This is a genomic window from Enterobacter vonholyi, from assembly GCF_008364555.1.
Lineage (GTDB): Bacteria > Pseudomonadota > Gammaproteobacteria > Enterobacterales > Enterobacteriaceae > Enterobacter > Enterobacter vonholyi.
Window position 1 is genome coordinate 666,756 of record NZ_VTUC01000006.1, and the last position, 26,307, is coordinate 693,062.

Annotated in this window: 25 protein-coding genes; 7 read left to right on the forward strand and 18 right to left on the reverse strand. The window is 55.1% G+C overall.

What is annotated here, in order from left to right; genetic code table 11:
- Positions 1-21 precede the first annotated feature (21 nt).
- The 3 genes from tyrR to F0319_RS11850 all read right to left on the reverse strand — a co-directional run bounded on the left by tyrR (position 22) and on the right by F0319_RS11850 (position 4,122).
- Complete coding sequence (tyrR, locus tag F0319_RS11840; RefSeq protein WP_133294547.1) at positions 22-1,563, reverse strand: transcriptional regulator TyrR; 1,542 nt, start codon at positions 1,561-1,563, stop codon at positions 22-24.
- Between the two features lie 112 nt (positions 1,564-1,675).
- Positions 1,676-2,728 (reverse strand): YcjF family protein, encoded by a 1,053-nt coding sequence (locus F0319_RS11845; RefSeq protein WP_136194958.1) that lies wholly within the window; start codon positions 2,726-2,728, stop codon positions 1,676-1,678.
- On the reverse strand, positions 2,725-4,122 hold the full coding sequence (locus tag F0319_RS11850) for a YcjX family GTP-binding protein (RefSeq protein ID WP_149367010.1): 1,398 nt from the start codon (positions 4,120-4,122) through the stop codon (positions 2,725-2,727). The genes F0319_RS11845 and F0319_RS11850 overlap by 4 nt, the downstream gene beginning before the upstream one ends.
- 155 nt (positions 4,123-4,277) lie before the next feature.
- Here F0319_RS11850 and F0319_RS11855 point away from each other — a divergent pair, with 155 nt between their 5' ends.
- Entirely contained in the window at positions 4,278-5,288 is a 1,011-nt protein-coding gene (locus F0319_RS11855; RefSeq protein WP_149367011.1) for a LacI family DNA-binding transcriptional regulator, read from the forward strand.
- Positions 5,289-5,322: 34 nt separating this feature from the next.
- On the opposite strand, the gene F0319_RS11860 is transcribed toward F0319_RS11855, so the two are convergent.
- The 15 genes from F0319_RS11860 to pspA all read right to left on the reverse strand — a co-directional run bounded on the left by F0319_RS11860 (position 5,323) and on the right by pspA (position 19,757).
- A complete protein-coding gene (locus tag F0319_RS11860) occupies positions 5,323-6,237 on the reverse strand; it encodes an OmpG family monomeric porin (protein ID WP_149367012.1) in 915 nt (304 codons plus the stop codon).
- 67 nt (positions 6,238-6,304) lie between these two features.
- Complete coding sequence (locus F0319_RS11865; protein WP_149367013.1) at positions 6,305-7,387, reverse strand: ABC transporter ATP-binding protein; 1,083 nt, start codon at positions 7,385-7,387, stop codon at positions 6,305-6,307.
- A gap of 13 nt (positions 7,388-7,400) precedes the next feature.
- The gene (gene pgmB, locus F0319_RS11870; RefSeq protein WP_149367014.1) at positions 7,401-8,066 is read right to left on the reverse strand and encodes a beta-phosphoglucomutase; all 666 of its coding nucleotides are present in this window, start codon (positions 8,064-8,066) and stop codon (positions 7,401-7,403) included.
- Entirely contained in the window at positions 8,056-10,335 is a 2,280-nt protein-coding gene (locus tag F0319_RS11875) for a glycoside hydrolase family 65 protein (protein ID WP_149367015.1), read from the reverse strand. The genes pgmB and F0319_RS11875 overlap by 11 nt, the downstream gene beginning before the upstream one ends.
- A complete protein-coding gene (locus F0319_RS11880; RefSeq protein ID WP_149367016.1) occupies positions 10,329-11,387 on the reverse strand; it encodes a D-glucoside 3-dehydrogenase in 1,059 nt (352 codons plus the stop codon). Before F0319_RS11880 ends, F0319_RS11875 begins: the two co-directional genes overlap by 7 nt.
- A gap of 11 nt (positions 11,388-11,398) precedes the next feature.
- Positions 11,399-12,187 (reverse strand): 3-dehydro-D-guloside 4-epimerase, encoded by a 789-nt coding sequence (locus F0319_RS11885; RefSeq protein ID WP_149367017.1) that lies wholly within the window; start codon positions 12,185-12,187, stop codon positions 11,399-11,401.
- A 17-nt stretch (positions 12,188-12,204) separates the two neighbouring features.
- Positions 12,205-13,257, reverse strand: a complete 1,053-nt coding sequence (locus tag F0319_RS11890; protein ID WP_115875353.1) for a D-guloside 3-dehydrogenase — start codon at positions 13,255-13,257, stop codon at positions 12,205-12,207.
- 28 nt (positions 13,258-13,285) lie between these two features.
- On the reverse strand, positions 13,286-14,128 hold the full coding sequence (locus tag F0319_RS11895) for a carbohydrate ABC transporter permease (protein WP_149367018.1): 843 nt from the start codon (positions 14,126-14,128) through the stop codon (positions 13,286-13,288).
- Positions 14,115-14,996, reverse strand: a complete 882-nt coding sequence (locus tag F0319_RS11900; protein ID WP_114977065.1) for a carbohydrate ABC transporter permease — start codon at positions 14,994-14,996, stop codon at positions 14,115-14,117. The genes F0319_RS11895 and F0319_RS11900 overlap by 14 nt, the downstream gene beginning before the upstream one ends.
- Before the next feature lie 22 nt (positions 14,997-15,018).
- The gene (locus F0319_RS11905) at positions 15,019-16,311 is read right to left on the reverse strand and encodes an ABC transporter substrate-binding protein (protein WP_149367019.1); all 1,293 of its coding nucleotides are present in this window, start codon (positions 16,309-16,311) and stop codon (positions 15,019-15,021) included.
- A gap of 14 nt (positions 16,312-16,325) precedes the next feature.
- Positions 16,326-18,023 (reverse strand): sugar phosphorylase, encoded by a 1,698-nt coding sequence (locus F0319_RS11910; protein ID WP_149367020.1) that lies wholly within the window; start codon positions 18,021-18,023, stop codon positions 16,326-16,328.
- 195 nt (positions 18,024-18,218) lie between these two features.
- Positions 18,219-18,443 (reverse strand): phage shock protein PspD, encoded by a 225-nt coding sequence (gene pspD, locus F0319_RS11915; protein WP_149367021.1) that lies wholly within the window; start codon positions 18,441-18,443, stop codon positions 18,219-18,221.
- A gap of 12 nt (positions 18,444-18,455) precedes the next feature.
- Positions 18,456-18,815 (reverse strand): envelope stress response membrane protein PspC, encoded by a 360-nt coding sequence (gene pspC, locus F0319_RS11920; RefSeq protein WP_008501237.1) that lies wholly within the window; start codon positions 18,813-18,815, stop codon positions 18,456-18,458.
- On the reverse strand, positions 18,815-19,039 hold the full coding sequence (pspB, locus tag F0319_RS11925; RefSeq protein WP_023312045.1) for an envelope stress response membrane protein PspB: 225 nt from the start codon (positions 19,037-19,039) through the stop codon (positions 18,815-18,817). Before pspB ends, pspC begins: the two co-directional genes overlap by 1 nt.
- A gap of 49 nt (positions 19,040-19,088) precedes the next feature.
- Positions 19,089-19,757, reverse strand: a complete 669-nt coding sequence (gene pspA, locus F0319_RS11930) for a phage shock protein PspA (protein WP_023335926.1) — start codon at positions 19,755-19,757, stop codon at positions 19,089-19,091.
- A gap of 166 nt (positions 19,758-19,923) precedes the next feature.
- Between pspA and pspF the strand changes: the two genes are divergently transcribed.
- The 6 genes from pspF (at position 19,924) to sapF (ending at position 26,268) form a co-directional block, all read left to right on the forward strand.
- Positions 19,924-20,901, forward strand: a complete 978-nt coding sequence (gene pspF / locus F0319_RS11935; RefSeq protein ID WP_136194970.1) for a phage shock protein operon transcriptional activator — start codon at positions 19,924-19,926, stop codon at positions 20,899-20,901.
- 87 nt (positions 20,902-20,988) lie between these two features.
- On the forward strand, positions 20,989-22,629 hold the full coding sequence (gene sapA / locus F0319_RS11940; RefSeq protein ID WP_111965097.1) for an ABC transporter substrate-binding protein SapA: 1,641 nt from the start codon (positions 20,989-20,991) through the stop codon (positions 22,627-22,629).
- Positions 22,626-23,591 (forward strand): putrescine export ABC transporter permease SapB, encoded by a 966-nt coding sequence (gene sapB / locus F0319_RS11945; protein WP_069719064.1) that lies wholly within the window; start codon positions 22,626-22,628, stop codon positions 23,589-23,591. Before sapA ends, sapB begins: the two co-directional genes overlap by 4 nt.
- Complete coding sequence (gene sapC, locus F0319_RS11950) at positions 23,578-24,468, forward strand: putrescine export ABC transporter permease SapC (RefSeq protein WP_111965098.1); 891 nt, start codon at positions 23,578-23,580, stop codon at positions 24,466-24,468. Before sapB ends, sapC begins: the two co-directional genes overlap by 14 nt.
- Complete coding sequence (sapD, locus tag F0319_RS11955) at positions 24,468-25,460, forward strand: putrescine export ABC transporter ATP-binding protein SapD (protein WP_008501228.1); 993 nt, start codon at positions 24,468-24,470, stop codon at positions 25,458-25,460. The genes sapC and sapD overlap by 1 nt, the downstream gene beginning before the upstream one ends.
- 1 nt (position 25,461) lies before the next feature.
- Entirely contained in the window at positions 25,462-26,268 is an 807-nt protein-coding gene (gene sapF, locus F0319_RS11960) for a putrescine export ABC transporter ATP-binding protein SapF (protein WP_023312051.1), read from the forward strand.
- Positions 26,269-26,307 lie beyond the last annotated feature (39 nt).

Here is a 26,307-nt window from a genome sequence, read left to right on the forward strand (position 1 = left end):
CTCTTAGCAGAGGCTTTTTTGTTATTCGTCACCTTTCTTATGATTCAAACCGTACTCACGCAGCTTGTTCGCGATCGCGGTGTGCGAGACGCCAAGGCGTTTTGCCAGCTTGCGGGTGCTGGGATAGCTGCGGTACAGCTGCGTCAGCACTGAGCGTTCAAAACGGCTGGTGATATCGTCCAGCGAACCTTCCATCGCCTCTTCCCCTACCGATACCGTTCCGGCGTCGTAATCCGGCAGCAGGATATCCTGCGGGCGCAGTTCGTAGCCTTCAAGCTGGGTCAGCGCGCGATAGACGGCGTTTTTAAGCTGACGAATGTTGCCCGGCCAGCCGTAGCGCATCAGCACCGTGCCGAGATCGGCAGACAGCTTCGGACGCGGCACACCCTGCTCGTCGGCAAAGCGGGCGACGAACAGCTCAGTAAGCGGCATGATGTCCTGCGGGCAATCGCGCAGCGGCGGAATGTTGAGCGTCAGGACGTTGAGGCGGTAATAGAGATCCTCGCGGAAGATCCCCTTTTGCACCAGTTCAACCAGGTTTTTCTGGGTGGCGCATATAACGCGCACGTCCACATGCACTTCGTGATCCTCACCGACGCGGCGGAAGGTTCCGTCGTTCAGGAAACGCAGCAGCTTAGCCTGCATACGTGGCGACATTTCGCCGATTTCGTCCAGCAGCACGGAGCCGCCGTTAGCCTGCTCGAAGAACCCTTTCTTACCTTCCGGCGCGTGACCAAACAGCTCGCTTTCAACGGCATCTTCCGGAATAGAGGCGCAGTTAAGTGCCAGATAAGGCTTAGCCGCACGCGGACTCGCCAGATGCACCGCATGAGCCAGGAGGTCTTTCCCTGTGCCGGTGTCCCCGGTAATCAGCAGCGGCGCGGTCAGGCTTGCGAGCTTACGCGCCTGATCAACCACATGGCGCATTTTCGGGCTGACGGCAATAATCTGGCTGAACGCACCAACGTCCTGACTGGAGAGGTTTTGCAGCTGGCGACCCATGCGTAGCGTCGAGCGCAGCATGATCACCGCCCCGGTGAGCATGCGAGTGTTCCCTTCCCCTTTCAGATAGACCGGCGTGATCTCCATCAGGAAATTCTGCCCGTTAATCACCACATGCTCGCTAAGCGTGTTCTGCGGATTGCTGTCCAGCCAGCGCTGGAAGTTAAAGCCGGGGATCAGCTGCGCGGCGTTATGATTGCTGAGCTTCTCCTGGCTCTGCGCGAAAAGCTGGCAGCTCGCGTGGTTAACGCGCTCAACTTTGCTTTTCAAATCCAGGGAGAGGAACGGTTCAGGCATGGCCTCCAGCAGCGCGCTCAGTGCCAGGTGCTCACGTTCAGAAGGCATCCAGGGAATGGTGCGTACATCCGTAACGCCAGCGATACGGCGGATTTCCGCCATCAGGCTGCTGAATGTATTAAATTCAATTTCGGCAAAATTGAGGTAAATTCGCCCGACAGGATCGATCTCAATGCCACGTAAATCAATGCTACGTAAAACAAGAAGATCGAGTAATTCGCGGGTCAGACCGAGACGGTCTTCACAGAAGACTTCAAGACGCATGGGAAATTCACCGTTTTAAGCCAGTAACAGTAAAATGATATGTCAGAACACGGTGATCGGGAAGATGGCTGTCAACAAATATTGACAGCCAGCACGATTAGTGAACAAAACCTCATGGAGCCGGTTTTTTATTGAGCGTCTCTTTGAGCTGGCCGATCAGCTCGCGCCTGAAATCCCCCAGTCGCGGCTTATCGCCGTCAATCCAGGGCAGCGGACGGCAGACTTCCATCGCTTTAATCCCCAAACGCGCCGTCAATAATCCTGCGCCAATCCCCTGGGCGGCACGAGCAGAAAGACGCGCCGCCAGATCCTGCGACATCCAGTCCATTCCCACTTCGCGCACCAGCTCACTCGCCCCGGCAAACGCGATATTGAGCAGGACCAGCTTAAACAGCCTGAGCCGACTGTAGTAACCCAGCTCTATGCCGTAAAGGTTCGCGATACGGTTGATCAGGCGCAGATTACGCCAGGCGATAAAGGCCATATCGACCAGCGCCAGCGGGCTGACGGCAATCATCAGGGTGGATTCCGCCGCAGAACGGCTAATCTCGCGCCGCGCCTGGGCATCCAGCACCGGCTGAACCATGTGGGAATATAGCGTCACCACTTCCCGATCGTTCTGGGTTTCATGGATGGCGGCGTACCAGCGCTGAAGCGCCGGGTGCGACTGATCGATTCCGGCCTGGCTGGCCAGCTTTTCACAGAAGGCACGACCTTTGCCGGTGCCGTGACTGTGGAGCAGATCCCGCGCTTCATCACGCTCGTGCGCGCGCTGGCGCAAACGCCAGAGCCGACGCCACTCGGTGGTAACCGACCCGATGCCCGCCCCCACAATCAGCGCGCCTGCGGCACATCCGCCCAGCGCGACCCAGTCCTGAGTTTGCCAGGCATTCATCGTCCACTGCACGCCCTGCCCAACCACGCTTACGCCAAACAGCGCCAGACCGGCGGTGACCATCCTGCGCCACAGGCTTCGTTTTGGACGCAGAGCGGCTTCCACAACCGCCTCTGCCGGACCTTCCTCAACGGCGGGCTCCTCTGTCAGGGCCGGGGAAAAGTTATCGGCCTGCGTGCCGCTGAACGTCTGCGCGGTTTTGAACGCCTCCTGAGGGTCGTGCTCAAGCGTTCCGGTAAAGTCTATGCGCGGTTTTAACGGTTCCGTCATCGCAATTTATCTCCAATCAAAAACTCCAGCGCCGCATCCAGACGGATGTGTGGTAAAGGCCTGTCGACACTCATTGCCTGCGGGCGGAAGGCTTCAAACTGGAAGCCCTGGTTCTGCCAGAAGGCCTGACCCGGCAGCCGCGCAGGCACTTCGCCCGGATAGACGGTAAGCGGTTCACCGTCGCTGAGCCGGTTCCCGCGTAATGCCGGTATTTTCTCGCCGTTAAGATCAATCAGCCCGCTTTGTGTCGCCTGCACGGACGCGAGCCCAAGGCAATCCATGCCGATCCCTTCGAAGGCGGCGTTTTGCCAGGCGTCCTGCACCAGCTGCTGCAGCAGCGATACCATATTGGCATGCTGGTCGACCGTGACGTGATCGGCCTTCGTGGCCGCAAAGAGCAGTTTGTCGATCACCGGTGAGAAAAGACGACGGAACAGCGTCCGCTGCCCGTAGTGAAAACTTTGCATCAGCTGCGTCAGCGCCAGGCGCATATCGTTGAAGGCCTGCGGCCCGCTGTTGAGAGGCTGCAGGCAATCCACCAGCACAATCTGACGATCAAATCGCAAGAAGTGGTTTTTATAGAATCCCTTGACCACTTTTTCACAGTAGTAATTGTAACGCTCGCGCAGCATCCCGGCGTTAGTGTGCCTGTCGGCCTGCACCAGCTTCGACTCACCCACCCCATCCACATCCGGCCAGGGGAAGAACTGAAGCGCAGGTGCGCCCGCTAAATCACCCGGCAGAACAAAGCGACCCGGCTGAATGAAGTGCAATCCTTCCTGTTTACACTGGTGCAAATACGCCGTCCATGCGTCGGCAATGGCCGCAAGACGGTTTTCATCTGCTGGCGCAAGCGGGTCCAGTCCTTCGCAAAGCTGTCGCCATTTGGCCGACCACCCTGCGCGTTGCCCCTGCAACAAGCCCGTCATCTGGCGGGACCAGCTGAGGTAATCCTGCGCCAGCATCGGCAGGTCGAGCAGCCATTCGCCGGGATAATCGACGATTTCAAGGTACAACGTGGAGGTATCCTTGAAGTGGCGCATCAGGGATTCATTCGAGCGAAAACGCAGCGCAAGACGAATTTCACTGACCCCTCGCGTCGGGGTCGGCCACGCGGGCGGATCGCCATACAGCTGCGCCAGCCCTTCGTCATAGGTAAAACGAGGAATACCAAAATCGCGCTGAGGGACGCGCTTCACGCCCAGCAGACGTTCTTCCCGCACCGCGCTGAGCAACGGCAGACGCGCCCCGGCATGCAGGTTCATGAGCTGGTTTACCATCGCAGTGATAAACGCCGTCTTACCGCTGCGGCTCAATCCTGTTACCGCCAGTCGAAGATGACGGTCAACGCCACGGTTAACCAGTGAATTAATTTCGTTTTTAAGTCGCTTCATCGCCGTCCTTCGTTGCCCGGAAGCCTTGAATGCATGGCTTCAGAATACAATAAATGGGGGCAGATCGTTGATTATCAATTCTTATTTATTGCTATTGCCGTTTTCTCTCCAGTAAGATGAACGGCATTGCTGTCAGTCCGGAGTGAGTAAGGTGTATGTCACCCACCATCTATGATATCGCACGGGTTGCGGGCGTATCGAAATCAACCGTTTCCCGCGTTCTGAATAAACAAACGAATATTTCTCCCGAAGCGCGTGAAAAAGTGCTGAAGGCGATTGACGAATTAAATTATCAGCCCAACAAACTGGCCCGTGCCCTGACCTCTTCAGGCTTTGATGCCATCATGGTTATTTCGACCCGTTCAACCAAAACCACTGCCGGTAATCCCTTTTTCTCCGATATCCTTCATGCCATTACGGCAAAAGCGGAAGAAGAAGGATTTGACGTTATTTTACAAACGTCAAAAAGCAGCGAGGACGATCTGCTGAAATGCGTGAGTAAAATTAAACAAAAGATGATCAAAGGGATCATTATGCTGAGCTCACCGGCAAATGAATCCTTTTTCACCACGCTGGATGAGTATGGCGTACCGGTAGTGGTTATCGGCAAAGTGGAAGGTGCGTATCAAAATATCTATTCCGTCGACACAGATAATTTCCATGACAGCGCCACGCTGACCGAAACCTTTATTAAAAATGGACGCCGTAAAATTGCCTGTCTGCATGCCCCGCTTGATTATCATGTTTCGATCGATCGTCTTGCGGGCTACAAAGCCAGTCTGGAAAAGCACCACATTGCCATTAACCCGGACTGGATCAGGGATGGCGGTTATACCCATGAGAGCGCGCTTACTGCGGCTCTGGAGCTGTTGTCTTCATCCACGCCGCCCGATGCGGTATTTGCTACCGACAGCATGAAGTTGCTCAGCCTCTATCGTGCGGCGGATGAGTTGAATCTGATGATTCCAGAGCAGGTGGTGATAGCCGGATACAGTGACCCGATGCTGTCTCTCATTTTAACACCCGCACCTGGCGGGTTTGATATCCCCACCCGAAAGCTGGGGGAAGAGAGCTGCGATCTACTTTTCAGGCGTATTGCAGGTCATCCCGCCCCGCAAAAAGCGCTGGTTGATACCCATTTTATACTGGCGGCCTCGCTGCGCTAAAACCAGGGGCAGTTAGCCCCTGGAATACACACGATCAGAAAGCGTAATTTACCCCAACGCCCGCATAGTGGAAGCGGTCGTTTTTACCCTCGTCATGGTTTTCCCATTCATAGGCGTATTCAAGCGTCATGGATAAACCGTTATTGAAGTCATAGGCGTACTGCATACCCACGCGGTTGAAATTATGTCCTTCACGCTCGGGATCGTCCCGCCAGTCCCAGTTCGACCAGCGATCGAGCCCCAGTCGTGTGTAAGGCGTTAAGGTGGTCTGGCCTAACGAAATTGGCAGATAGGCACGAATTTCCTGGGTGGAGAATTCTCCGTTATTACGGGAACCGTCCATGTTGAACCCGCGTTCTAAATAGTAATTCACTTTAGCGGCAAAGGTGTCGTTAATGGTCCAGGTAAAGCCCGTTTCGGTTTCGACGCGGCTGTCTGAATAGCCGGTTTTTTCCAGATCGTTAGCAAACTGATACATGGCAAACCAGCCGCCAAAACGCCAGTCGTCGGTTAATTTTATATCCCAGTCAGGCTGAATTTTGTAGCGCTGCATATTAGCGCTGCCGTCTCTGGCGCCGTGTTCATCCTTAAAGTGATAGCCGTAATTACGGAAGCCTCCGGTCAGACCGAACGTAAAATCATCTGTTCCGATAAAGCGATAGCGTAATTCAAATTCAGGACGATCGAAATAGGTGCCACGGGTCATGCTGCTATAATCAACCGGCCCTTCCTGATACATCGCCAGCGAAATAGTCCAGGCATCCCAGGTCGCATTAAACCACACGGAAGGTTCATATAACCCGTCTTTATCCTCCCCCTGGCCTTCGACGTTTTCTATTTCATACATCGCGCCAATATTAAATTCCCACTTTTTAGCGCTTTCTGTTGCATGTGCGCAGCTAACCCCTGCGCACAGCACGAGCGCAGCACTTTTTAGTAGAGTACTCATCAAATATTCCCTTTATAAGTAACAAACAAAAAAAACCGGAAATAGGTATTTCCGGCGAACACCTTTCTTATCTAATAGCCGCTTCGGTTTCAGCGTCGAAGAAATGGCACTTATTCATATCGAACTGGATGCCGATATTATCCCCAGCGGCATAATCATTCGCAGCGCCAGCACGAACAACCAGCTCATGACCGCCAACGGTGGCGTAGAGCATGAACTCCGCGCCGGTCAGTTCGGCTACGCTGACTTTCGCCTCGATATTTTTACCGCTGCTCTGCAGAGTGAGAATATCTTCCGGGCGGATCCCAAAGACCACGGCTTTGCGCTGATACCCTGCGGCATTCAGTGAAGCGAGCTTGTTTTCCGGGATCGCCAGACGCAGCGTTTCCGTGACGAAATAGCGGCCATCGATAGCACCGCGAATGAAGTTCATAGCTGGCGATCCAATAAACCCTGCGACAAACATGTTTGCCGGTTCGTTATACACCTGCTTAGGTGCACCGACCTGCTGAATAATTCCGTCTTTTAAGATCACGATGCGGGACGCCATCGTCATGGCTTCCGTCTGATCGTGGGTCACGTAAATCATGGTGGTGTTAAGCTTCTGATGCAGCTTGCTGATTTCAGCCCGCATCTGCACGCGAAGCTTGGCATCGAGATTTGAGAGCGGTTCATCCATGAGGAACACGCCCGCCTCACGTACGATCGCCCTGCCTAACGCCACGCGCTGGCGCTGGCCGCCGGACAGCGCGCCGGGTTTACGCTTTAGGTATTCACGTAATCCGAGGATCTGTGCCGCCCAGTTAACGCGCTCTTCGATAACCGCAGGCGCAATTTTTTGCATCTTCAGGCCGAACGCCATGTTGTCGTAGACCGTCATATGCGGATAAAGCGCATAGTTCTGGAATACCATGGCGATATCGCGTGACTTGGCGGGCACATCGTTCATACAAACGCCGTCAATCACCAGTTCGCCAGCGGTGATCTCCTCCAGACCGGCGATCATGCGCAGTGTCGTCGATTTACCGCAGCCTGAAGGCCCGACGAAGACGATGAACTCCTTGTCTTCGATTTCGAGATTGAAATCCTTAACCACGTGGACCTGGTTATCATAGATTTTCTGAATGTTTTTCAGAGACAGTTGAGCCATTGTTAATTCCTTATCAATACGTCCGGGATGCCCAAAACTCGGTAAGGCATTTCCAGGTCAGTTCCCGCGTTGAATGAAGCTGTAGTCCCGCATGGTTCAGGCCAGAACCCACCCCAACCGACAGCATGCCCGCCGCGTTGATCGCCGCTACGCCTGCAGGTGCATCTTCGATGCCCATGGCCTCTTCAGGACGCACCTTCAGGCCAGCACAGGCTGCAAGGAAGATCTCCGGATCTGGCTTTGAGCGGCGAATACGGGAAGCATCGGCGCAATAATCGAAGGCCTGATAAATGCCCAGCGCGTGCAGGATCCCTGGGGCATTCAGGGAAACGGAGGCGAGTCCAGTTTTGACGTTCGCTTTACGTATATCCGTCAGAACGTCACGAATACCCGGAAGCAGTGAATCTTCCGTCAGCGACGCCAGAGACTGGACATAAAGCGCGTTTTTTTTCGCCGCCAGCGCGAGGCACTGCTCTTCACTAAACATCCCCTCTTTCCCGCCATGCTTCAGGATGCGCTGAAGGGAATCCATGCGGCTAATTCCCTTCAGCTGTTCATTAAACACTTCGTCGAAGGTGATGCCGATTTCGTCAGCCACTGCACGCCAGGCCAGAAAATGGAGGTGTGCGGTATCGGTGATAACACCGTCGAGATCGAATACAACAGCCTTAAGCGTCATCGCGCCCCTCCGTGGTAGCGGTCCCATTTGCAGGTGCAAGAAAATCCTTATAAGCGCATACCTTGCGCCCCGATACGCGTAGCGTCTTGCCCCAAAGCGTCAGCGTGACAGGTGTCGTCGTTTCAATGGTTAACACCTCATTTTCATAGGTGAAGTGCAGCGTTGCGTTCCGCCAGCGCAAGGGGAAAGCAAGCCTTCGCCAGTGGGCAGGCAGGCTGGGCGCAAGGTGTAGCTCCCCTTCCACAATCTGCATACCTGCAAATCCCTGAATGACGCCGGACCAAATAGCGCCGGTCGCTGCGGCATGAATACCGTCATCGCAGCTGTGTGGATCGTCCCCAAGGTCAATGGCGACGCCATCACGCCAGAAGGCGTAGGCACCTTCGGTGTCACCACAGCGGGCGGTCACAATGCCGTGTATGGCCTTACTCAGCGAAGAGTCATGGATCGTGCGGGGCTCGTAGAAAGCCAGATTGGCGGCACATTGCTGTGGGGTAAACCGCTCCGGCAAGAGGTAGGTAAGCATTACCACATCAGCCTGCTTCAGGATCTGCATGTCGTTTACTTCCGCGCGGGAGTAATCGAGCAGAATGGTCTGCTTCCCTGCTTTTGCTTTATAGCGGCTCAGGTCAATGGCTGGTTTCGCCATGAAGGTATCATCCTGTGGGATCACACCGTCTGAATTGGCCTCAGGCAGCCATAAGCGCGTCAGAAACCGCGTAGCATTCTCCGTAAAACGCGCATCTTCACGCCCAAACTGCGCCATAAACCGGCGCGCGCAGGCAACGTTATGCCACGCCAGATAATTGGTATAGGCGTTGTTGTTCACATGCTCGGTGTATTCGTCAGGCCCAATCACATCATGAATTTCCAGGCGACCGTCTACCTCCGTGGCGCGGCCCATCCAGAACGCAGCCGTTTCCATCAGCAGCGTCAGGCCTTCATTTCGCATAAAGGTATCATCGTGTGTCGCCTGCCAGTAAGCGACGACGGCCCAGGCAACGTCCGCCACGATGTGGTGTTCAGCCAGCGCGGAGGCCACCTTCTGGCGCATGCCGGTTCGGATGTTGATAGCCGCGAACTCCGGCGTTTCCTCTTTGCCGCTCGAGGCGCTCTCCCACGGGAAAAGTGCGCCTGGCCAGCCGTTGCGGCGGGCTTTTTCCCGGGCCCCGGCCAGGTTAAGCCAGCGATAGCGCAGCAGATTGCGGGCCACCTGCGGACGGGTGAAAAGATGGAAAGGCAGCAGGAATATTTCGGTATCCCAGAAGACGTGTCCTTTATACCCCTCGCCGGTCAATCCCTTAGCGGCAATGCTGCTCCGCTCATCATGGGCTGGCGTCATGGTGGTCAGATGCCAGACGGCATAGTCCAGCGCCATCTGATCGTCAGGAACTGCAGAAGCCACTTCCACCCGGGCGTTACGCCATACGTCTGCCCATGCGCAGGATGAACTCTCCAGCAGCGAGGCATACCCCCTTGCCGCACAAACCTTGAGATCCGCCAGCGCCCTTCGCGCGAACGACTCCTGCGAAAGGGCTTTATCGCTGCGATGGGCAACCCAGACAATCTTATCCAGTGTGACAGTGTCACCTTGCGCTATCGTCAGGCAATAGTGGGCAGAGACCCGACGATTTTTAGCGGTAAAACAGCTTTCGCTGTCGGCTGATAGCTGACAAAAGGCCGAGATAACAACATCAGCGGCCCGGTCCTGCGTTTCATACACACCCTGCATATAGTGCTGGTCGAACACCCTGACAGAAATTTCATCCAGATGCTGCCGGCCGGTATTGGTTTGTGTCGCATCAATGCCGGTTTTCATCACCACCTGTGAGGCAGCATCAAGCGGGGTGATCGCAAGCTGCATGGCCACCAGCGGCAGCTGATCCAGAGAGACAAAACGGCGACTCTCCAGTCGATAGCGTTTCCCGTCGGGCGAGCGCCAGATGACGCTGCGACGAAGTTCGCCATTAGCAAACGCCAGCTCGCGCTGCCACTCGATAATGTCCCCCGACAGAAGGGTAAAATTCACCCCGTCCAGCTCAACCTCAATACCGGTGATATCGGGCAAATTGACCAGCTCAGTGGTCTCGTTGCGACCAGCACGATGATACAGACCCGCAAGATACATGCCTCGGGTTTGCTGGGTGTAATCCTCTTCATGCGCAGCGCGGATCCCCATGTAGCCATTACCGCAGGCCATGATGGAGGCGTATTTATTCAGACTGTGCGGACAAAAGCCCGGGTCGGTTAATACAGACACGTTTAGCATAACGTCACGCTTCCCCCCGTTTCTGCTGATTCATACAGCGCGGCGACAAGCTGCTGGATAATCAGCCCCTGCTCCGCATCAGCGATCATGACGGGCTCTCCCTGCACATGGCGCACGAAGGCATCCATACTGCGCAGGTGGCGTTGGTCGTCAGCCTCTTCGCGTTGGGTAAGAGTTTGTAAAACACCAGCTTCGTCGTTGTAAATGTGCGCCGGGAACAGCGTGGCACCCGCCTTTTCACCGCAGAATGCGACGTTCATGATCGATTGCTCGCGGATATTGAGCGCAAACGACGTGTCCAGACGCAGAATGCCGCCGTTGCAAAATTCAATCGTGCCAAACAGAGCATCTTCCACGGTAAACTGCGTGGGATCCCACGCGCCAAACTGACCGCTGCTTTTACGGTTGCCCAGCCTCTGAAAGCTATGCGCGGTCACCCGTTTTACCGCCGGGAACCCCAGAACATACATTGCTGCATCAAGCATATGGATGCCGATATCAATCAGCGGACCACCGCCCTGTAGCGATTTATTGGTAAAAACGCCCCACCCTGGCACACCGCAGCGACGCAGCGCCTGCGCTGACGTGAAGTAAATTTCTCCGAGCGTTCCGTTCATTACCGCATCGCGCAGCAGCTGAGTATCCAGGGCAAAACGATGGTGAAAATCATACGCCAGCACTTTTCCTGCCTTGCGCGCAGCCAGGCGCATCCGATCGGCCTCCTGCGGCGTCATAGCAGGCGGTTTTTCACACATCACATGGCAGCCTGCGTCCAGCGCTGCTATGACGTGCTCGAAATGAACCCGGTTAGGCGAGCAGACGCTCACCGCATCCGGCTTAACCGCCTCGAGCATTTCTCGCGCATCCTGCCATGCCGAGGGAATACCATGACGTTCCGCAAACGCCCGAGCCTGTTCAGAGTGGCTGTCCATGACAGCCACCATCTGAACATCACTGCGCGTGGCGTAATACGAGGCGTGCACTTTATCCGCGACCTGCCCGGCGCCAATGATGGCGACGCGCAGAGGCGAAGGTGTAGAAGCACTCATCACGCTCGTCATCCTTAGCATTTACGCAGATAAGTGAGCGAATCCCGGTATGCCTGAGCCGGATCATCGGCGCGAACACGGCACTCATATACCACGTAACCCTGGTAGTTATCCGCACGCAGCTGATCGAACAGGCTGGCAAAATCGAGGCTGCCGCTGCCCGGCTGGTAGCGGTGATTATCGGCGATGTGCACATGGCCAAGCAGATCGCGGTTCCGATGCAGCGCATCCGTCAGCGAGTCTTCTTCGATGTTCATATGATAGAAATCGCCGATGATCTGCACATGCTTCAGGCCGTTCTCTTCGATGTATCGACGCGCGTCTGCCAGGGTATTAATCATATGATCCTGATAGCGGTTCAGCGGCTCCAGATAGACGGTGGTTCCGGTGCGCGCTGCCACCTCATCCAGCCAGCGCAGCGAAGCACTCACCGCTTTGCGGTCGCCTTCAAGGCTGCGTGGAGAGATCATTGGCGGCAGTCGAAAGGTAAACATCCCCCACGCGGCAGGCACGATAATGCCCTTACCGCCCACTTCAGCCAGCGCTTCCAGAATGCGTTCAATCTGCTGTAATCCGTTCAGACGGCGCTCTTCGATGAAATCGCCGATCCAGCCATCGTATCCACCGCAGGCCGTCGTCACTGGCAGACCGGTGGCCTTAATCGCCGCTTTCACCTCGGCGAGGTTTTCCACCAGCAGCTTGCCGTCAATTTCGTAGCCATCAAAACCCATCGCTTTGATGTACTCGAATTTCTCCATGATATTGACCGGGAAAAAGCCCTGGTTCTGTGTTGCGATTTTCATGATTTGCTCTCCTTAGCTTAAAAAGTGACGCCCATTTTGATGCTCAGTTCCGGATGCTGGTCCACATATTTCATGTAGCTTTCAGCGCTGGTGGTGAAGGTCACGACCGGGTCGATCAGATCTTCACAATTGAGATAACCGTTCATCAGCAGTTCCCAGCAGGTCTCTTCGATACGCTTGCGGCTCCAGCGCGGATAGTCCGGGTTTGGTTCGCTGCAGGCGCGGGAGAAGACAATCTTCGCATTATTGAAATGCGCTTCGCGGCCGAGGTTAAAGCCTTCAGCGAACGGTTTCGCGAAGGCTACGTAGGAGATGGTGCCGCCGTAGGCGAGCCCGCGCAGCGCGGACTGCAGCGCATCGGCAAAACCACTGGTTTCGATGATCACGTCCGCGCCCTGCTTGCCGGTCAGCTTTTTGATTTCCAGGCCGACATCGGTGCCGATTGGGTTCAGGCAGTGGTCCGCGCCGTGACGACGGGCGATCTCGCAGCGGTGTTCGATTGGATCAACGCCGATAACCACTGACGCACCGGCTTTTTTAGCCAGCTGAATCGCAATCTGCCCGATTGCTCCCAAACCGACCACGACGACAAAGTCGCCCACGCGGACGTTGGCATCACGCACGCCGCTCATGGCGAACTGCGCCGGATCGTAGCAGACGGCGTTCTTCCAGGACGCGCCCTGCGGCATTTTACGCAGCTTATAGTTGTTCACCGCGTTGACGATGACCGTTTCCTGCAACGGGCCGTAGCAGCAGACAAGATCGCCGATCTGGTAATCCGTCACGTCCGCACCGCATTCAATAATGTCGCCAACAACCATGTTACCCAGCTGGAACTTACCGAACTCAATACCGCGCGCTGCGCCCTCTTCACGCGGCGTGAACATCTGCCACTCTGCGTTGAATTCTTCATCAATAAACGGGCTGGCGGCGCGGAAATCCACCACTTCTGTACCGTGTTTCGGCGCGCCAAAACGGGCGCGAATTTTTACTTCATGGACTGCAACCGGACGATCTTCATATTCCACCAGCGCCGCCACGCGTGGCGCTGTCGCAACTAATTTTTTCATGACTGACTCCTTGTTAATATTGGCCGCCTCAGCCCTTCACGCCACCGGCGGTCAAACCACTTTTAATAAAACGTTCAGACAGGGCGTACATGATGACCACCGGAAGCGCCGTCACCAGCGATGCCGCCATCATGCGGCCCCAGATATAATCTGGCGTGCTAAAGAGCGTGTTCAGCCCGACCGGCAAGGTAAAATTGCCAGAGCTGGACAGGAAAATTGACGCAAACAGATAGTCGTTCCACGCCACCATAAAGCAGTAGACAAACACTGATACGAGTCCTGAGATCGCAAGCGGGACGGTGATGCGAAAGATGATTTGCAGGCGGTTGAGGCCGTCCATCATCGCGGCTTCTTCGATTTCGTCCGGGATGGTGTCGAAATAGCTGCGCAGCATGAACACCGCTGTCGGCAATGTCTGGGTCACCATGGTGACGATCAGCGCCAACTCGGTGTCGTAGATCCCGAGGGCAGTGATGATTTTGAACAGCGGCACTACCAGCAAGATCCCGGAGAACATATAGACGGTGTAGAAGCTTGCATTGATCGTCGTGCGTCCTTTAAAACGCAGTTTGGACAAGGCATAAGCACCCAGCGTGCCGAGAAATACGGCAATCACCGAGGAGGTCAGCGATACCATCATGCTGTTTTTGAAGTAATCCACAAACGGGAAGATCAGCGGGTTAAAGATGTCGATGTAATGCTGCAGCGTCCACTCCTGGGGCAGAATGGTCGGATGGAGCGAGATCGCCTCTTTCGCACTCTTAAACGACGTCATTAGCATCACGAAGAACGGGAACAGCGTGATAACCAGAAACACCGCCAGCCCCAGATAAAAACCAATACGGCTCAGTACGCGTTTATTTGTTGCCATTGAGGTTTACCCTTTTTCTGGTCAGCAGAATCACCGCGAAGATGATCACGAACAGCACGACGGAGATCGCCGCAGCTTTACCCAAATCATTGAAAGCGAATGCCGTTTTGTAGAGGTAGACGCCCAAAATATCGACCTTGGTAGTCAACAGGTAGACATCCGCAAACATGTAGAACATCCAGATAGTGCGGAGCGTCACCACCGTTGCCAGCACCGGCATAATCGCGGGCAGCGTAACGATTCGAAAACGCTGCCAGGCATTCGCGCCGTCCATTTCCGCCGCTTCATACAGGGATTTATCAATGGTCTGTAAAATCGCCAGGAATGAGATAAACGCGTACGGGAAGTAACGCCAGATGGCGAACAGCACCACCAGTACAAAGCTGCTGCCGGGATTGTCGAACCACAGGGGCGCCTGGTCATACAGATGCAGTAGGTCAACGCCCAGATAGTTCACGATGCCGTAGCCGTTGTTGAACATGTATTTCCATGCAAACACCAGCGAAATGGACGGGGTAACGTAGGATAAAATCACCAGTGAACGTGCCGTTTTCCGCAGACGAAACTCCCGGTTAAAGAAGATGGCGACGGCAAGCCCCAGCCCGGTACTGCCGAGCACGACCAGCGCGGTGTACCAGAACGTCATCCACAGCGAGTGCCAGAAGGCGGCATCGCTGAGGATGCGAATGTAATTATCCAGCCCGACAAACACAGCGCTAATGCGCGGGTTAAGCGGCAGTCGTAAAAAACTGATTTCAATATTGGAAATCATTGGCCAGGCCACCAGGCCCCCCAGCAGAATCAGGCTGGGGGCCAACAGCAGCATGGCGAAAGGCATATCTGAACGACCAGAAAACAACGTCTTCATAATTTCCTTCCGCAGAGCGCTCCTATCGTTGTGAAATAAGATCAGTCAGTCGCTTCTGGCTGCTGCTTAACGTTGTATTAAGGTCCTTCTGCCCCACCGTGACGTTATGCACCATGGAACTGATAATGCCGGAGCCCGTTACATCGCCCATGCGGGTGAAGTTTTTATCCCCAACCGCGCCAAACACCTGCACGTTCGGGAACTGCGCAATCAGTTCATAAGGCAGTTGCCCAAACGCTTTAATCACGTCGTTGTTTTTCCAGGTATCGGTGCCCACCACTAGCTTGTTCACCGGCAGTGCCGCGCCAGGCGACATCATGACCCAGTCCGTCGCGTTTTGAGCCTGTTCCATCCAGGTCACAAACTTCTCGGCCGCTTCGGTCTCCTCTTCAGTTTGTCCGGTGGTGATCGTCAGGGAGGTGATCATGCCGTACACCGCCGATGACTTTTCAGTCGGGACAACGAAGCCCAGGTTAGCGGGGTTTCCGTCCTTGTAGACGGCAGGCAGGATGTAGGTGGAGTAAACCGCCATAGGCGCTGAACCGTTCATGAAGGCGTCTTTGATCTCCATGACATCGTTTGAACCCGGCATTGTGGTCGCGGCCAGCGCTTTATAAAACGCCAGGGCTTTTGCCATTTCAGGGGTATCGATGTCGACGTTCCCTTTGGCATCAAACACGTTTGCGCCGCCGGAAAGCGCAAACTGAGAAAACGACTGCTCGGTCATCACGCTTTCCGCCGTCGGCAGCGCGATGCCGTAATGCTTTTTAGCCGGGTCGTTAAGGCGCTGGCTGGCTTGCAGTAGCTGTTCCCAGTTATGTGGCTCCTGAATGCCCGCCGCGGCCAGCACATCTTTGTGATACCAGACGCCGGAAAGCCAGGCGCTGACCGGCACGCCCGTCCAGGCTGAACCGTCTTCCGTACGAACAACACGCAAGATGCCGTCATAGAAAGTGTTTTCGCCTACCGCGTTAATGGCTTCGCCGATAGCTTTGCGATCCAGCAGCTGTTCCTTGTCCATTACTTTTGCGTAGTCATGGCTGACTTCAATCACTTCAGGCAGCGCGCCGGTTCTCGCCAGCGTAATCACCTTAGTGTTGTAGGCATCCTCTTCCACCGGTACCTGTTTTACCGTGATGCCAGGGTTCTCTTTCTCGAACTTTTCGATCAGCTTCGTGATAACCGCCTGACGCTCCTGCTCGACTGATGAGTGCATAAACTCAATGGTGACAGTGGACTTTTTGTCATCCTTACAGCCTGATAACAAAGCGCACGAAACCAGTGCTGAAATCAGCACAATTCTGGGCATTTTCATTTTTAAGGTCCTTTTTAGTTTTCTTTAATCCACAACACCTGCCATGGATGTAGGGTCAGCGTTTTATCTGTAATAACTTCTCCTGAAATCAAATCCGTTCCGGATTGAATATCGGATTCTACCGTTTGAATGCCATCACTGAAATTAAACAGCGCCGTTATTTTCTCGCCACAATCCGCCACGCGAACGATTTTTAAAACATGTTCACCCGACGCACTAAAATAAGCCTGGCTGTCAGGGTGGAATGCTTTTTCCGCACGACGCAGCGCGATTAACTGGCTTAACGCACAATAGACCTGATAACGCAGACTGCTTTTATCTTCAAGCGCACTATCAATTTGTCCTGCGGTATATTTCTCGCGATTTATCGCACGGTTATATCCCAGACATTTAACACCTGCATAATCATTACGGGAGCCGAGAATACTCTGGATATAAACAGCAGGCACGCCGGGGAAGCTTAAGAGGACGGCATGCGCCAGAATAAACCGGGCAATGCGTTCGCTATCATGACTTTCTCGCGTACTCAAAGCATCCAGATAGGTCACATTAATTTCATACGGGCTTCGTGTGCCATCCGGGTTATTTTTCCAGTTAACCAACGCACCTTCGGTCTGAAGCTTTTCTACAAGCGAGAGGATCTCTGACTCAGGTAATATTCCGCGTAATGGGTTGAGACCAATGCCATCATGTGAGGCCAGGAAATTGAACCAGGTCGTTTTTGTCGAAGGTAACGCAAGCGACGCCGCCCACTGGCTCAGCGTACGGACGTCCTGAGAATGCACCGCGTGCAGCACCAGCGGCGGCAAAGAGAATTGATAAACCATCTGCGCTTCATTTTCACCGTCACCAAAGTAAGCAACGTTATCTTTATGCGGAACATTCGTCTCGGTGATAATCACCGTGCCCGGAGCAACAGCCTCGGTAATGGCGCGGAAAAGCTGGATGAGCTGATGGGTTTGCTTAAGATGGATGCAGGTTGTTCCGGGTATTTTCCACATGAAGCCCACAGCATCCAGACGAATGTATCGCGCCCCTTCAATCAGGTAATGCAGCAGCACGTCGACCATCGCAATCAGCACCTGCGGGGAGGCGAAGTTGAGATCAACCTGGTCCTCGCTGAAGGTAGTCCACAGGTATCGCACGCTGCCATCATGCAGTGTGAAAGGCGTAAGAAGCGGCAAGGCACGCGGACGCGTCACCGCGGATAAGTCTGTTTCAGGATCGACAGAAATAAAGAAATCGTCATACCCTGGCGTTTGCTTCAGGTAATTAGCGAACCATTTGCTTTTGGCTGACATATGGTTGCATACGAAATCAAACATTAAACTGGCTGACTGTTTTAATTCGGCAACGTCTCGCCATGTTCCGGTTTCAGGTGCAACCTCATGATAATCAATAACAGAAAATCCGTCGTCAGAAGACCATGGATAAAAAGGCAAGAGATGGACATGAGAAAAAGAACGAGAAAGCCATTTGTTATAAAAACGTGTAAAAACAGGGAGTGCTTTCTCCCCTTTCGCTGAAAACTGGTCGGCATAGGTTATCAGAACGACATCTTTTTCATCCCAGCCCATTTTACGTTTTTCTGTAATAACAGAGGCGGCCTTTCCGATATTTTCCAGCAGCACATTCAAATGGGCTTCAGAAAACGTTACCCCGTAAACAAGATTAATGAGTTCTTTAATTTTTGGATTCATTTCATTTTCCATGGTAGCGGTCCCACGAAGTGGCAATCTACTCCCATGAAAAATATCTGTCAACGGACCGGGGAGGTGAAAAAGGTGATTGCAAAGCAGCTCAGCACAATATTGTGAGCTGCCGCAAAGAAAGAACGGGTAAGAGGAAATGCGGTAAGCTATCGCCAGTCCCTCGCCCGTCAGGAAAAAGACTAGCGCCAGCAGGAATTATAGGGATAAGTAGCGGCGAGAAAGCCGTTTTGCCACCTTTTGCAACAGCGGTTCGAGCGCCACGGCCAGCACCATTCTGATCGGCTTGCGGGCAACGGATTTGATCGCCCAGCCCGCCAAGCCTGCCGGGCCGAACCGTAACGCGGTCAGCAGGACCAGTTTACCTGCGATTTTCAGGCCGGGTTTTACCTTCTGACCGGCCTGTTGCCAGTGTTGTTTCATCTCATCTCTCTCTCAAAGCTGACGAAAACGACTTCTCAGCGTAAAGGTGTCCGACGTGACATAGCGTTCCATTTCCCGTAACCGCTTCTCACCGGCGGCGAGTTGCGCATCGACCGCATTAAGAAGATCGCTGCTGGTTGGGGCACCCTCCGCAGCCAGCTCTCCTTCCGGCATCGGGTCAAGAACAAACGACAGCACGATGTAAGCTACCAGGGTGATAAATGCCAGACCAAAGAAGATCGACAGCACCGTCACCACGCGTACCAGCTTAACCGGGACGTCAAGATAATGCGCCAGCCCGGCACAGACGCCGCGCACCATGCCCTGCTGTGGAATTCGCCACAGCTTTTTGTTCAGATTCAGTCCAGACATTAACGGTCCCTCCAGTTTGGATGTTCAGCATCCAGGATGGCTTCCAGCGCCTGAATGCGTTCGCGCATTTTGTTAGCCTCATCGGAGAGCTGTACCAGACGCTGTTGTTCACTCTGGGAAAGTTCGCCCCGTGAAGAACGGTTGCTATAGTGCAGCCACAGCCAAATCGGCAAAACGAACAGCACGAAAATTGTCAGGGGAATGGCCAGAAAAAGCGCGCTCATGTGTACTCCTTGTCTTACGATGCGGCACGTTCAGGTGCCGCAGGAATTATTATTGGTTGTCTTGCTTCATTTTGGCTTTCAGTGCCGCCAGCTGCTCGCTGATTTCATCATCAGCCTTCAGGTCGGCGAACTGTTGATCCAGCGACTTCGGCTTACCGATGCCGTGGCTTTCGGCTTCAGCTTCCATCTGATCGATACGACGTTCAAACGATTCAAAACGGGCCATCGCTTCATCCAGCTTACCGCTGTCCAGCTGACGACGCACGTCGCGGGAGGAGCTCGCAGCCTGGTGACGCAGGGTCAGCGCCTGCTGACGCGCACGGGTCTCGCTCAGCTTGTTTTCCAGCTCGCCAATCTCTTTCTTCATACGGGTGAGCGTGTCGTCCACCAGCGTCACTTCATGCTCAAGCGTCGCGACCATATCAGCCAGCTTCTGTTTTTCGATCAGCGCCGCACGGGCCAGATCTTCTTTGTCTTTGCGCAGCGCCAGTTCCGCTTTTTCCTGCCATTCGTTCAGCTGAGCGGTAGCCTGTTCAATGCGACGCGTAAGCTGTTTTTTCTCCGCCAGCGCGCGGGCGGAGGTTGAACGCACTTCAACCAGCGTGTCTTCCATCTCCTGAATCATCAGACGCACCAGCTTCTGCGGATCTTCCGCTTTCTCAAGCAGTGAGTTGATGTTGGCGTTCACGATGTCGGCAAAACGAGAAAAAATACCCATAATCTAATCCTCATAGTTCTGTTATCGGGCTATGCCCTGCTGTACTGATAATACAAACATCATGCCAACTTTTTATCTTATTGATTTCACTGAGCCTGATTGATTTTTATGCAATGAAGGATTACTCTTTCCTGGTGAATATCGCTAAGGAGTGGTTAATTTCATCATGCCTGGATACAAAGACAATTTACTCGGCGAAGCAAACAGCTTTCTCGAAGTGCTGGAACAGGTCTCTCGCCTTGCGCCGCTTAACAAACCGGTGCTAATCATCGGCGAGCGCGGTACGGGTAAGGAACTCATCGCCAACCGTCTGCACTATTTATCCGGGCGCTGGGACGGCCCCTTCATTTCCCTGAACTGCGCGGCGCTGAATGAAAACCTGCTCGACACCGAGCTCTTCGGCCATGAAGCGGGTGCATTTACCGGTGCCCAGAAACGCCATCCAGGACGATTTGAGCGCGCCGACGGCGGTACGCTGTTTCTGGATGAACTGGCCACCGCGCCCATGCTGGTGCAGGAAAAACTGCTGCGCGTGATTGAGTACGGCGAGCTGGAGCGCGTCGGCGGTAGCCAGCCGCTGCAGGTGAACGTGCGCCTGGTGTGCGCCACTAACGCCAACCTGCCGGAGATGGTGGCGGAGGAGAAATTCCGCGCCGACCTGCTTGACCGCCTGGCCTTTGACGTCGTTCAGCTTCCTCCGCTGCGCGAGCGCAAAAGCGACATCATGCTGCTGGCAGACCAGTTTGCGATTCAGATGTGCCGCGAGCTCGGACTGCCGCTCTTCCCCGGCTTCAGCGATTATGCTCGGGAGACGCTGCTGGCTTACCACTGGCCGGGAAATATCCGCGAGCTAAAAAACGTCGTGGAGCGTTCCGTCTATCGCCACGGCAGCAGCGAGACCGAGCTGGACAACATCATTATCGATCCTTTTCAGCGCAGCGCGACTCCGCTGCCGGCACCAGCGTCTTCAGGCGATCTCCCCTCTCTGCCTCTCGATTTACGCCAGTTCCAGCACGAACAGGAGAAACAGCTGCTGGAGCACAGCCTTAAGACGGCGAAATATAACCAGAAACGGGCGGCTGAACTGCTGGGTCTGACCTACCATCAGTTAAGGGCATTGCTTAAAAAGCATCAAATGCGCTGACAATATCAGCACTTACCATAGACATTTTTACGAAGCAGGCGTAAGTGCGATACACTTTGCAGATCGAACCTAAAAACCTTAAAAATTATGCGTCTGGTTTTATCGTCCTTTTTTGCACTTGGTCTGTTTAGCAGCCTGGCCTTTGCCGCGCCCGGGCAAACGCCACAGCCTGACATTCGTGACAGCGGCTTCGTCTATTGCGTAAGCGGACAAGTGGACACCTTCAACCCGCAAAAAGCGGGCAGCGGCCTGATCGTGGATACCCTTGCCGCGCAGCTTTACGATCGTCTGCTTGACGTCGACCCGTACACCTACCGTCTGGTGCCCGAGCTTGCGGAAAGCTGGGAAGTGCTGGATAACGGCGCAACCTACCGTTTTCACCTGCGCGATGATGTCGCGTTCCAGCGCACGCCGTGGTTTACCCCCTCGCGCAAGCTGAATGCGGATGACGTGGTCTTTACCTTCCAGCGTATCTTCAACCGCAACCACCCGTGGCATAACGTTAACGGCAGCAACTTCCCCTATTTTGACAGCCTGCAGTTTGCCGACACCGTGAAAAGCGTGCGTAAGCTGGACAACCGCACGGTTGAATTCACGCTGACGCGCCCGGATGCCTCCTTCCTCTGGCACCTGGCGACCCACTATGCATCCGTCATGTCGGCCGAATACGCGGCTCAGCTGACGAAAAAAGATCGTCAGGAACTGCTCGATCGCCAGCCGGTCGGCACCGGTCCGTTCCAGCTGGCCGAATATCGCGCCGGACAGTATATTCGTCTGCAACGCCATGAACACTTCTGGCGCGGTACGCCGCTGATGCCGCAGGTGGTGGTCGATTTGGGTTCTGGCGGGACGGGGCGTCTGTCGAAACTGCTCACCGGGGAATGCGACGTGCTTGCCTGGCCCGCGGCCAGCCAGCTCACGATTTTGCGCGACGATCCGCGCCTGCGCCTGACGTTACGCCCGGGGATGAACATCGCGTATCTGGCCTTTAACACGGATAAGCCACCGTTGAATAACCCTGCCGTTCGACACGCTCTGGCGCTGGCGATTAACAACCAGCGCCTGATGCAGTCGATCTACTACGGCACGGCGGAAACCGCCGCCTCAATTTTACCGCGCGCCTCGTGGGCCTACGACGGTGAGGCTAAAATTACGGAATACAATCCGGCAAAAGCGCGTGAACAGCTGAAAGCGCTGGGGGCGGAAAACCTGACGCTGCAGCTTTGGGTGCCAACCAGTTCCCAGGCGTGGAACCCGAGCCCGCTCAAGACCGCCGAACTGCTGCAGGCGGATATGGCGCAGGTGGGCGTCAAAGTGATCATCGTACCGGTTGAGGGCCGTTTCCAGGAGGCGCGCCTGATGGACATGAATCATGATTTAACCCTGACCGGCTGGGCTACCGACAGTAACGACCCGGACAGCTTCTTCCGGCCGCTGCTGAGCTGTGCAGCGATAAACTCGCAGACCAACTACGCCCACTGGTGTAACCGGGAGTTTGACGCCGTGCTGCAAAAAGCGCTGTCTTCCCAACAGCTGGCCTCGCGCATCGACGCCTATGATGAAGCGCAGAAGATCCTGGCCCAGGAACTGCCGGTGCTGCCGCTGGCCTCTTCCCTGCGTCTTCAGGCCTATCGTTATGATATTAAGGGCCTGGTGCTGAGTCCGTTCGGCAACGCCTCGTTCGCCGGCGTATCGCGTGAAAAAGAACAAGAGGTGAAAAAACCATGATTATTTTTACCTTGCGTCGGCTCCTTTTGCTGCTGGTGACGCTCTTTTTCCTGAACTTTGTCGGCTTCAGCCTGAGCTATTTCACGCCCCACGCCCCGCTCCAGGGGTCGTCTCTGTGGGATGCCTGGCTGTTCTGGTTTAACGGGCTGCTGCACTGGGATTTCGGCGTATCCAGCATTAACGGGCAGCTTATTTCCGATCAGCTGAAAGAGGTTTTCCCGGCCACGATGGAACTGTGCATTCTGGCCTTCGGTTTTGCCCTGATGGTCGGGATCCCCGTGGGCATGCTGGCCGGGATTTATCGCAACAAATGGCAGGATAAATTTATCAGCGCCCTCGCCCTGCTCGGCTTCTCCATCCCGGTCTTTTGGCTGGCGCTGCTGCTGACGCTTTTCTTCTCGCTGACGATGGGCTGGCTTCCGGTTTCTGGCCGTTTTGATCTGCTCTATACGGTTAAAACGGTGACGGGATTTGCCATCATTGACGCGTGGCTGTCCGATTCCGTATGGCGCCACGAGATGATCGTCAGCGCCCTGCGCCATATGGTATTGCCGGTGCTGACGCTGGCGGTTGCGCCAACAACCGAAGTGATCCGCCTGATGCGCCTGAGCACCATCGAGGTGTTTGACCAGAACTATGTCAAAGCCGCCGCCACGCGCGGACTGTCGCGCCTGACCATACTGCGCCGCAACGTCCTGCACAACGCGCTGCCGCCGGTTATTCCGCGCCTGGGATTACAATTTTCCACCATGCTGACGCTGGCCATGATCACCGAGATGGTCTTTAGCTGGCCAGGCCTGGGGCGATGGCTGATTAACGCCATTCGCCAGCAGGATTATGCCGCTATTTCTGCGGGTGTGATGGTGATTGGTTCGCTGGTCATTATTGTTAACGTGTTGTCCGATATTCTGGGTGCCATGGCTAACCCATTGAAGCATAAGGAATGGTATGCCTTACGATAACGTATACAGTGAAAAGCGCACGCCCGGCGTGCTGCGTACCGTGTGGCGTAAATTCTATGGTGACACCACGGCAATGATCGGCCTTTATGGCTGCGCCGGTCTGGTATTGCTGTGCGTCTTTGGCTCGTGGTTTGCGCCGTATGGCATCGATCAGCAGTTCCTCGGCTATCAGCTGCTGCCGCCGTCCTGGTCGCGCTACGGCGAAGTCTCCTTCTTCCTGGGAACGGACGATCTCGGACGTGACGTGTTGAGCCGCCTGCTGAGCGGTGCGGCCCCGACGGTCGGCGGCGCATTTGTGGTGACGCTCGCGGCAACGATCTGCGGGCTGGCGCTCGGTATTTTTGCGGGCTCCACGCATGGTCTCCGTTCGGCGGTGCTTAATCACATTCTGGATACGCTGCTGTCAATTCCGTCCCTGCTGCTGGCGATCATTGTTGTTGCCTTTGCCGGTCCGCATCTGTCGCATGCCATGTTCGCCGTCTGGCTGGCTATCCTGCCGCGCATCGTGCGCTCGGTTTACAGCATGGTGCATGATGAGCTGGAAAAAGAGTATGTCGTCGCCGCGCGTCTGGACGGCGCGACGACCTTCAACATTCTGTGGTTTGCCGTGCTGCCTAACATCGCCTCAGGGCTGGTCACCGAGATCACCCGCGCCCTGTCGATGGCGATCCTGGACATCGCGGCGCTCGGCTTCCTTGACCTCGGCGCGCAGCTGCCGTCGCCCGAATGGGGGGCGATGCTTGGCGACGCGCTGGAGTTAATTTACGTAGCACCGTGGACGGTCATGCTGCCGGGTGCGGCCATTATGGTAAGCGTGCTGCTGATCAACCTGCTGGGCGACGGTATTCGCCGTGCAATTAACGCGGGGGTGCAATAATGCCGCTTCTTGATATCCGCAACCTCACCATCGAATTCAAAACCGGTGAAGGCTGGGTTAAAGCCGTCGATCGCATCAGTATCACCCTCGCGGAGGGGGAAATTCGCGGGCTGGTGGGAGAATCCGGCTCAGGAAAAAGCCTGATTGCCAAAGCTATCTGCGGCGTGGCGAAAGACAACTGGCGCGTGACCGCAGACCGTATGCGGTTTGATGATATCGATTTGCTGCGCCTCTCCCCTCGTGAGCGGCGTAAGCTGGTCGGCCACAACGTTTCGATGATTTTCCAGGAGCCGCAGTCCTGTCTCGACCCGTCCGAACGCGTGGGTAAACAGCTGATGCAGAACATTCCCGGCTGGACCTACAAAGGCCGCTGGTGGCAACGTGTTGGCTGGCGCAAGCGTCGCGCCATTGAGCTTTTACACCGCGTCGGGATCAAAGACCACAAAGATGCAATGCGCAGCTTCCCTTATGAGCTGACCGACGGCGAATGTCAGAAAGTGATGATTGCCATCGCGCTGGCCAATCAGCCGCGCTTGCTGATTGCGGATGAACCGACGAACGCGATGGAACCCACCACGCAGGCGCAAATTTTCCGCCTGCTGTCGCGCCTCAACCAGAATAACAACACCACTATTTTGCTGATCAGCCATGACCTGCAAATGCTCAGCAAATGGGCGGATAAAATTGACGTGATGTACTGCGGGCAAACGGTCGAAACCGCGCCGAGTGAAGATCTAATCACCGCGCCGCACCACCCGTATACGCAGGCGCTTATCCGCGCCATTCCGGATTTTGGCAGCGCCATGCCGCATAAAAGCCGCCTGAATACCCTGCCCGGGGCGATTCCACTGCTGGAATCTTTGCCGATAGGCTGTCGTCTGGGGCCGCGTTGCCCTTATGCACAGCGTAAATGTATCGAGACGCCACGCCTGACCGGGGCAAAAAATCATCTTTACGCCTGTCATTTCCCGCTGAACATGGAGAGAGAGTGAAATGGTCGAAACCTTACTGGAAGTGCGTAACCTGAGTAAGACCTTTCGCTATCGCACGGGGCTGTTTCATCGTCAAACCGTCGACGCGGTGAAGCCGCTGAGCTTTACGCTGCGTGAAAAACAGACCCTGGCGATCATCGGCGAGAACGGTTCCGGGAAATCCACCCTGGCGAAAATGCTCGCCGGCATGGTTGAACCGACTGCAGGCGAAGTGTTGATTGACGATCATCCTCTGACCTTCGGCGATTACTCTTTCCGCAGCCAGCGCATCCGCATGATCTTTCAGGATCCGTCTACCTCGCTTAACCCACGCCAGCGCATTTCGCAGATCCTCGATTTTCCGCTGCGTCTGAACACTGACCTGGAGCCGGAGGCACGCCGTAAGCGCGTATTCGAAACCCTGCGTATGGTTGGGCTGTTACCGGACCACGAAAGCTACTACCCGCACATGCTGGCACCCGGTCAGAAACAGCGCCTGGGTCTGGCGCGTGCGTTGATTTTGCGGCCAAAAGTGATCATTGCGGATGAAGCGCTTGCCTCGCTGGATATGTCGATGCGCTCGCAGCTGATTAACCTGATGCTGGAATTGCAGGAAAAACAGGGGATCTCGTATATCTACGTCACCCAGCATCTGGGAATGATGAAACATATCAGCGATCAGGTGATGGTCATGCACCAGGGTGAAGTGGTTGAGCGCGGCAGCACCGCGGATGTGATGGCCTCCCCGCTTCATGAGCTGACGAAACGACTGATTGCGGGTCACTTTGGTGAAGCATTGACCGCCGATGCATGGAGAAAGGACCGCTAAGCGCGACGGCAAACAAAAATCGCCCCACTAAATTAGGGA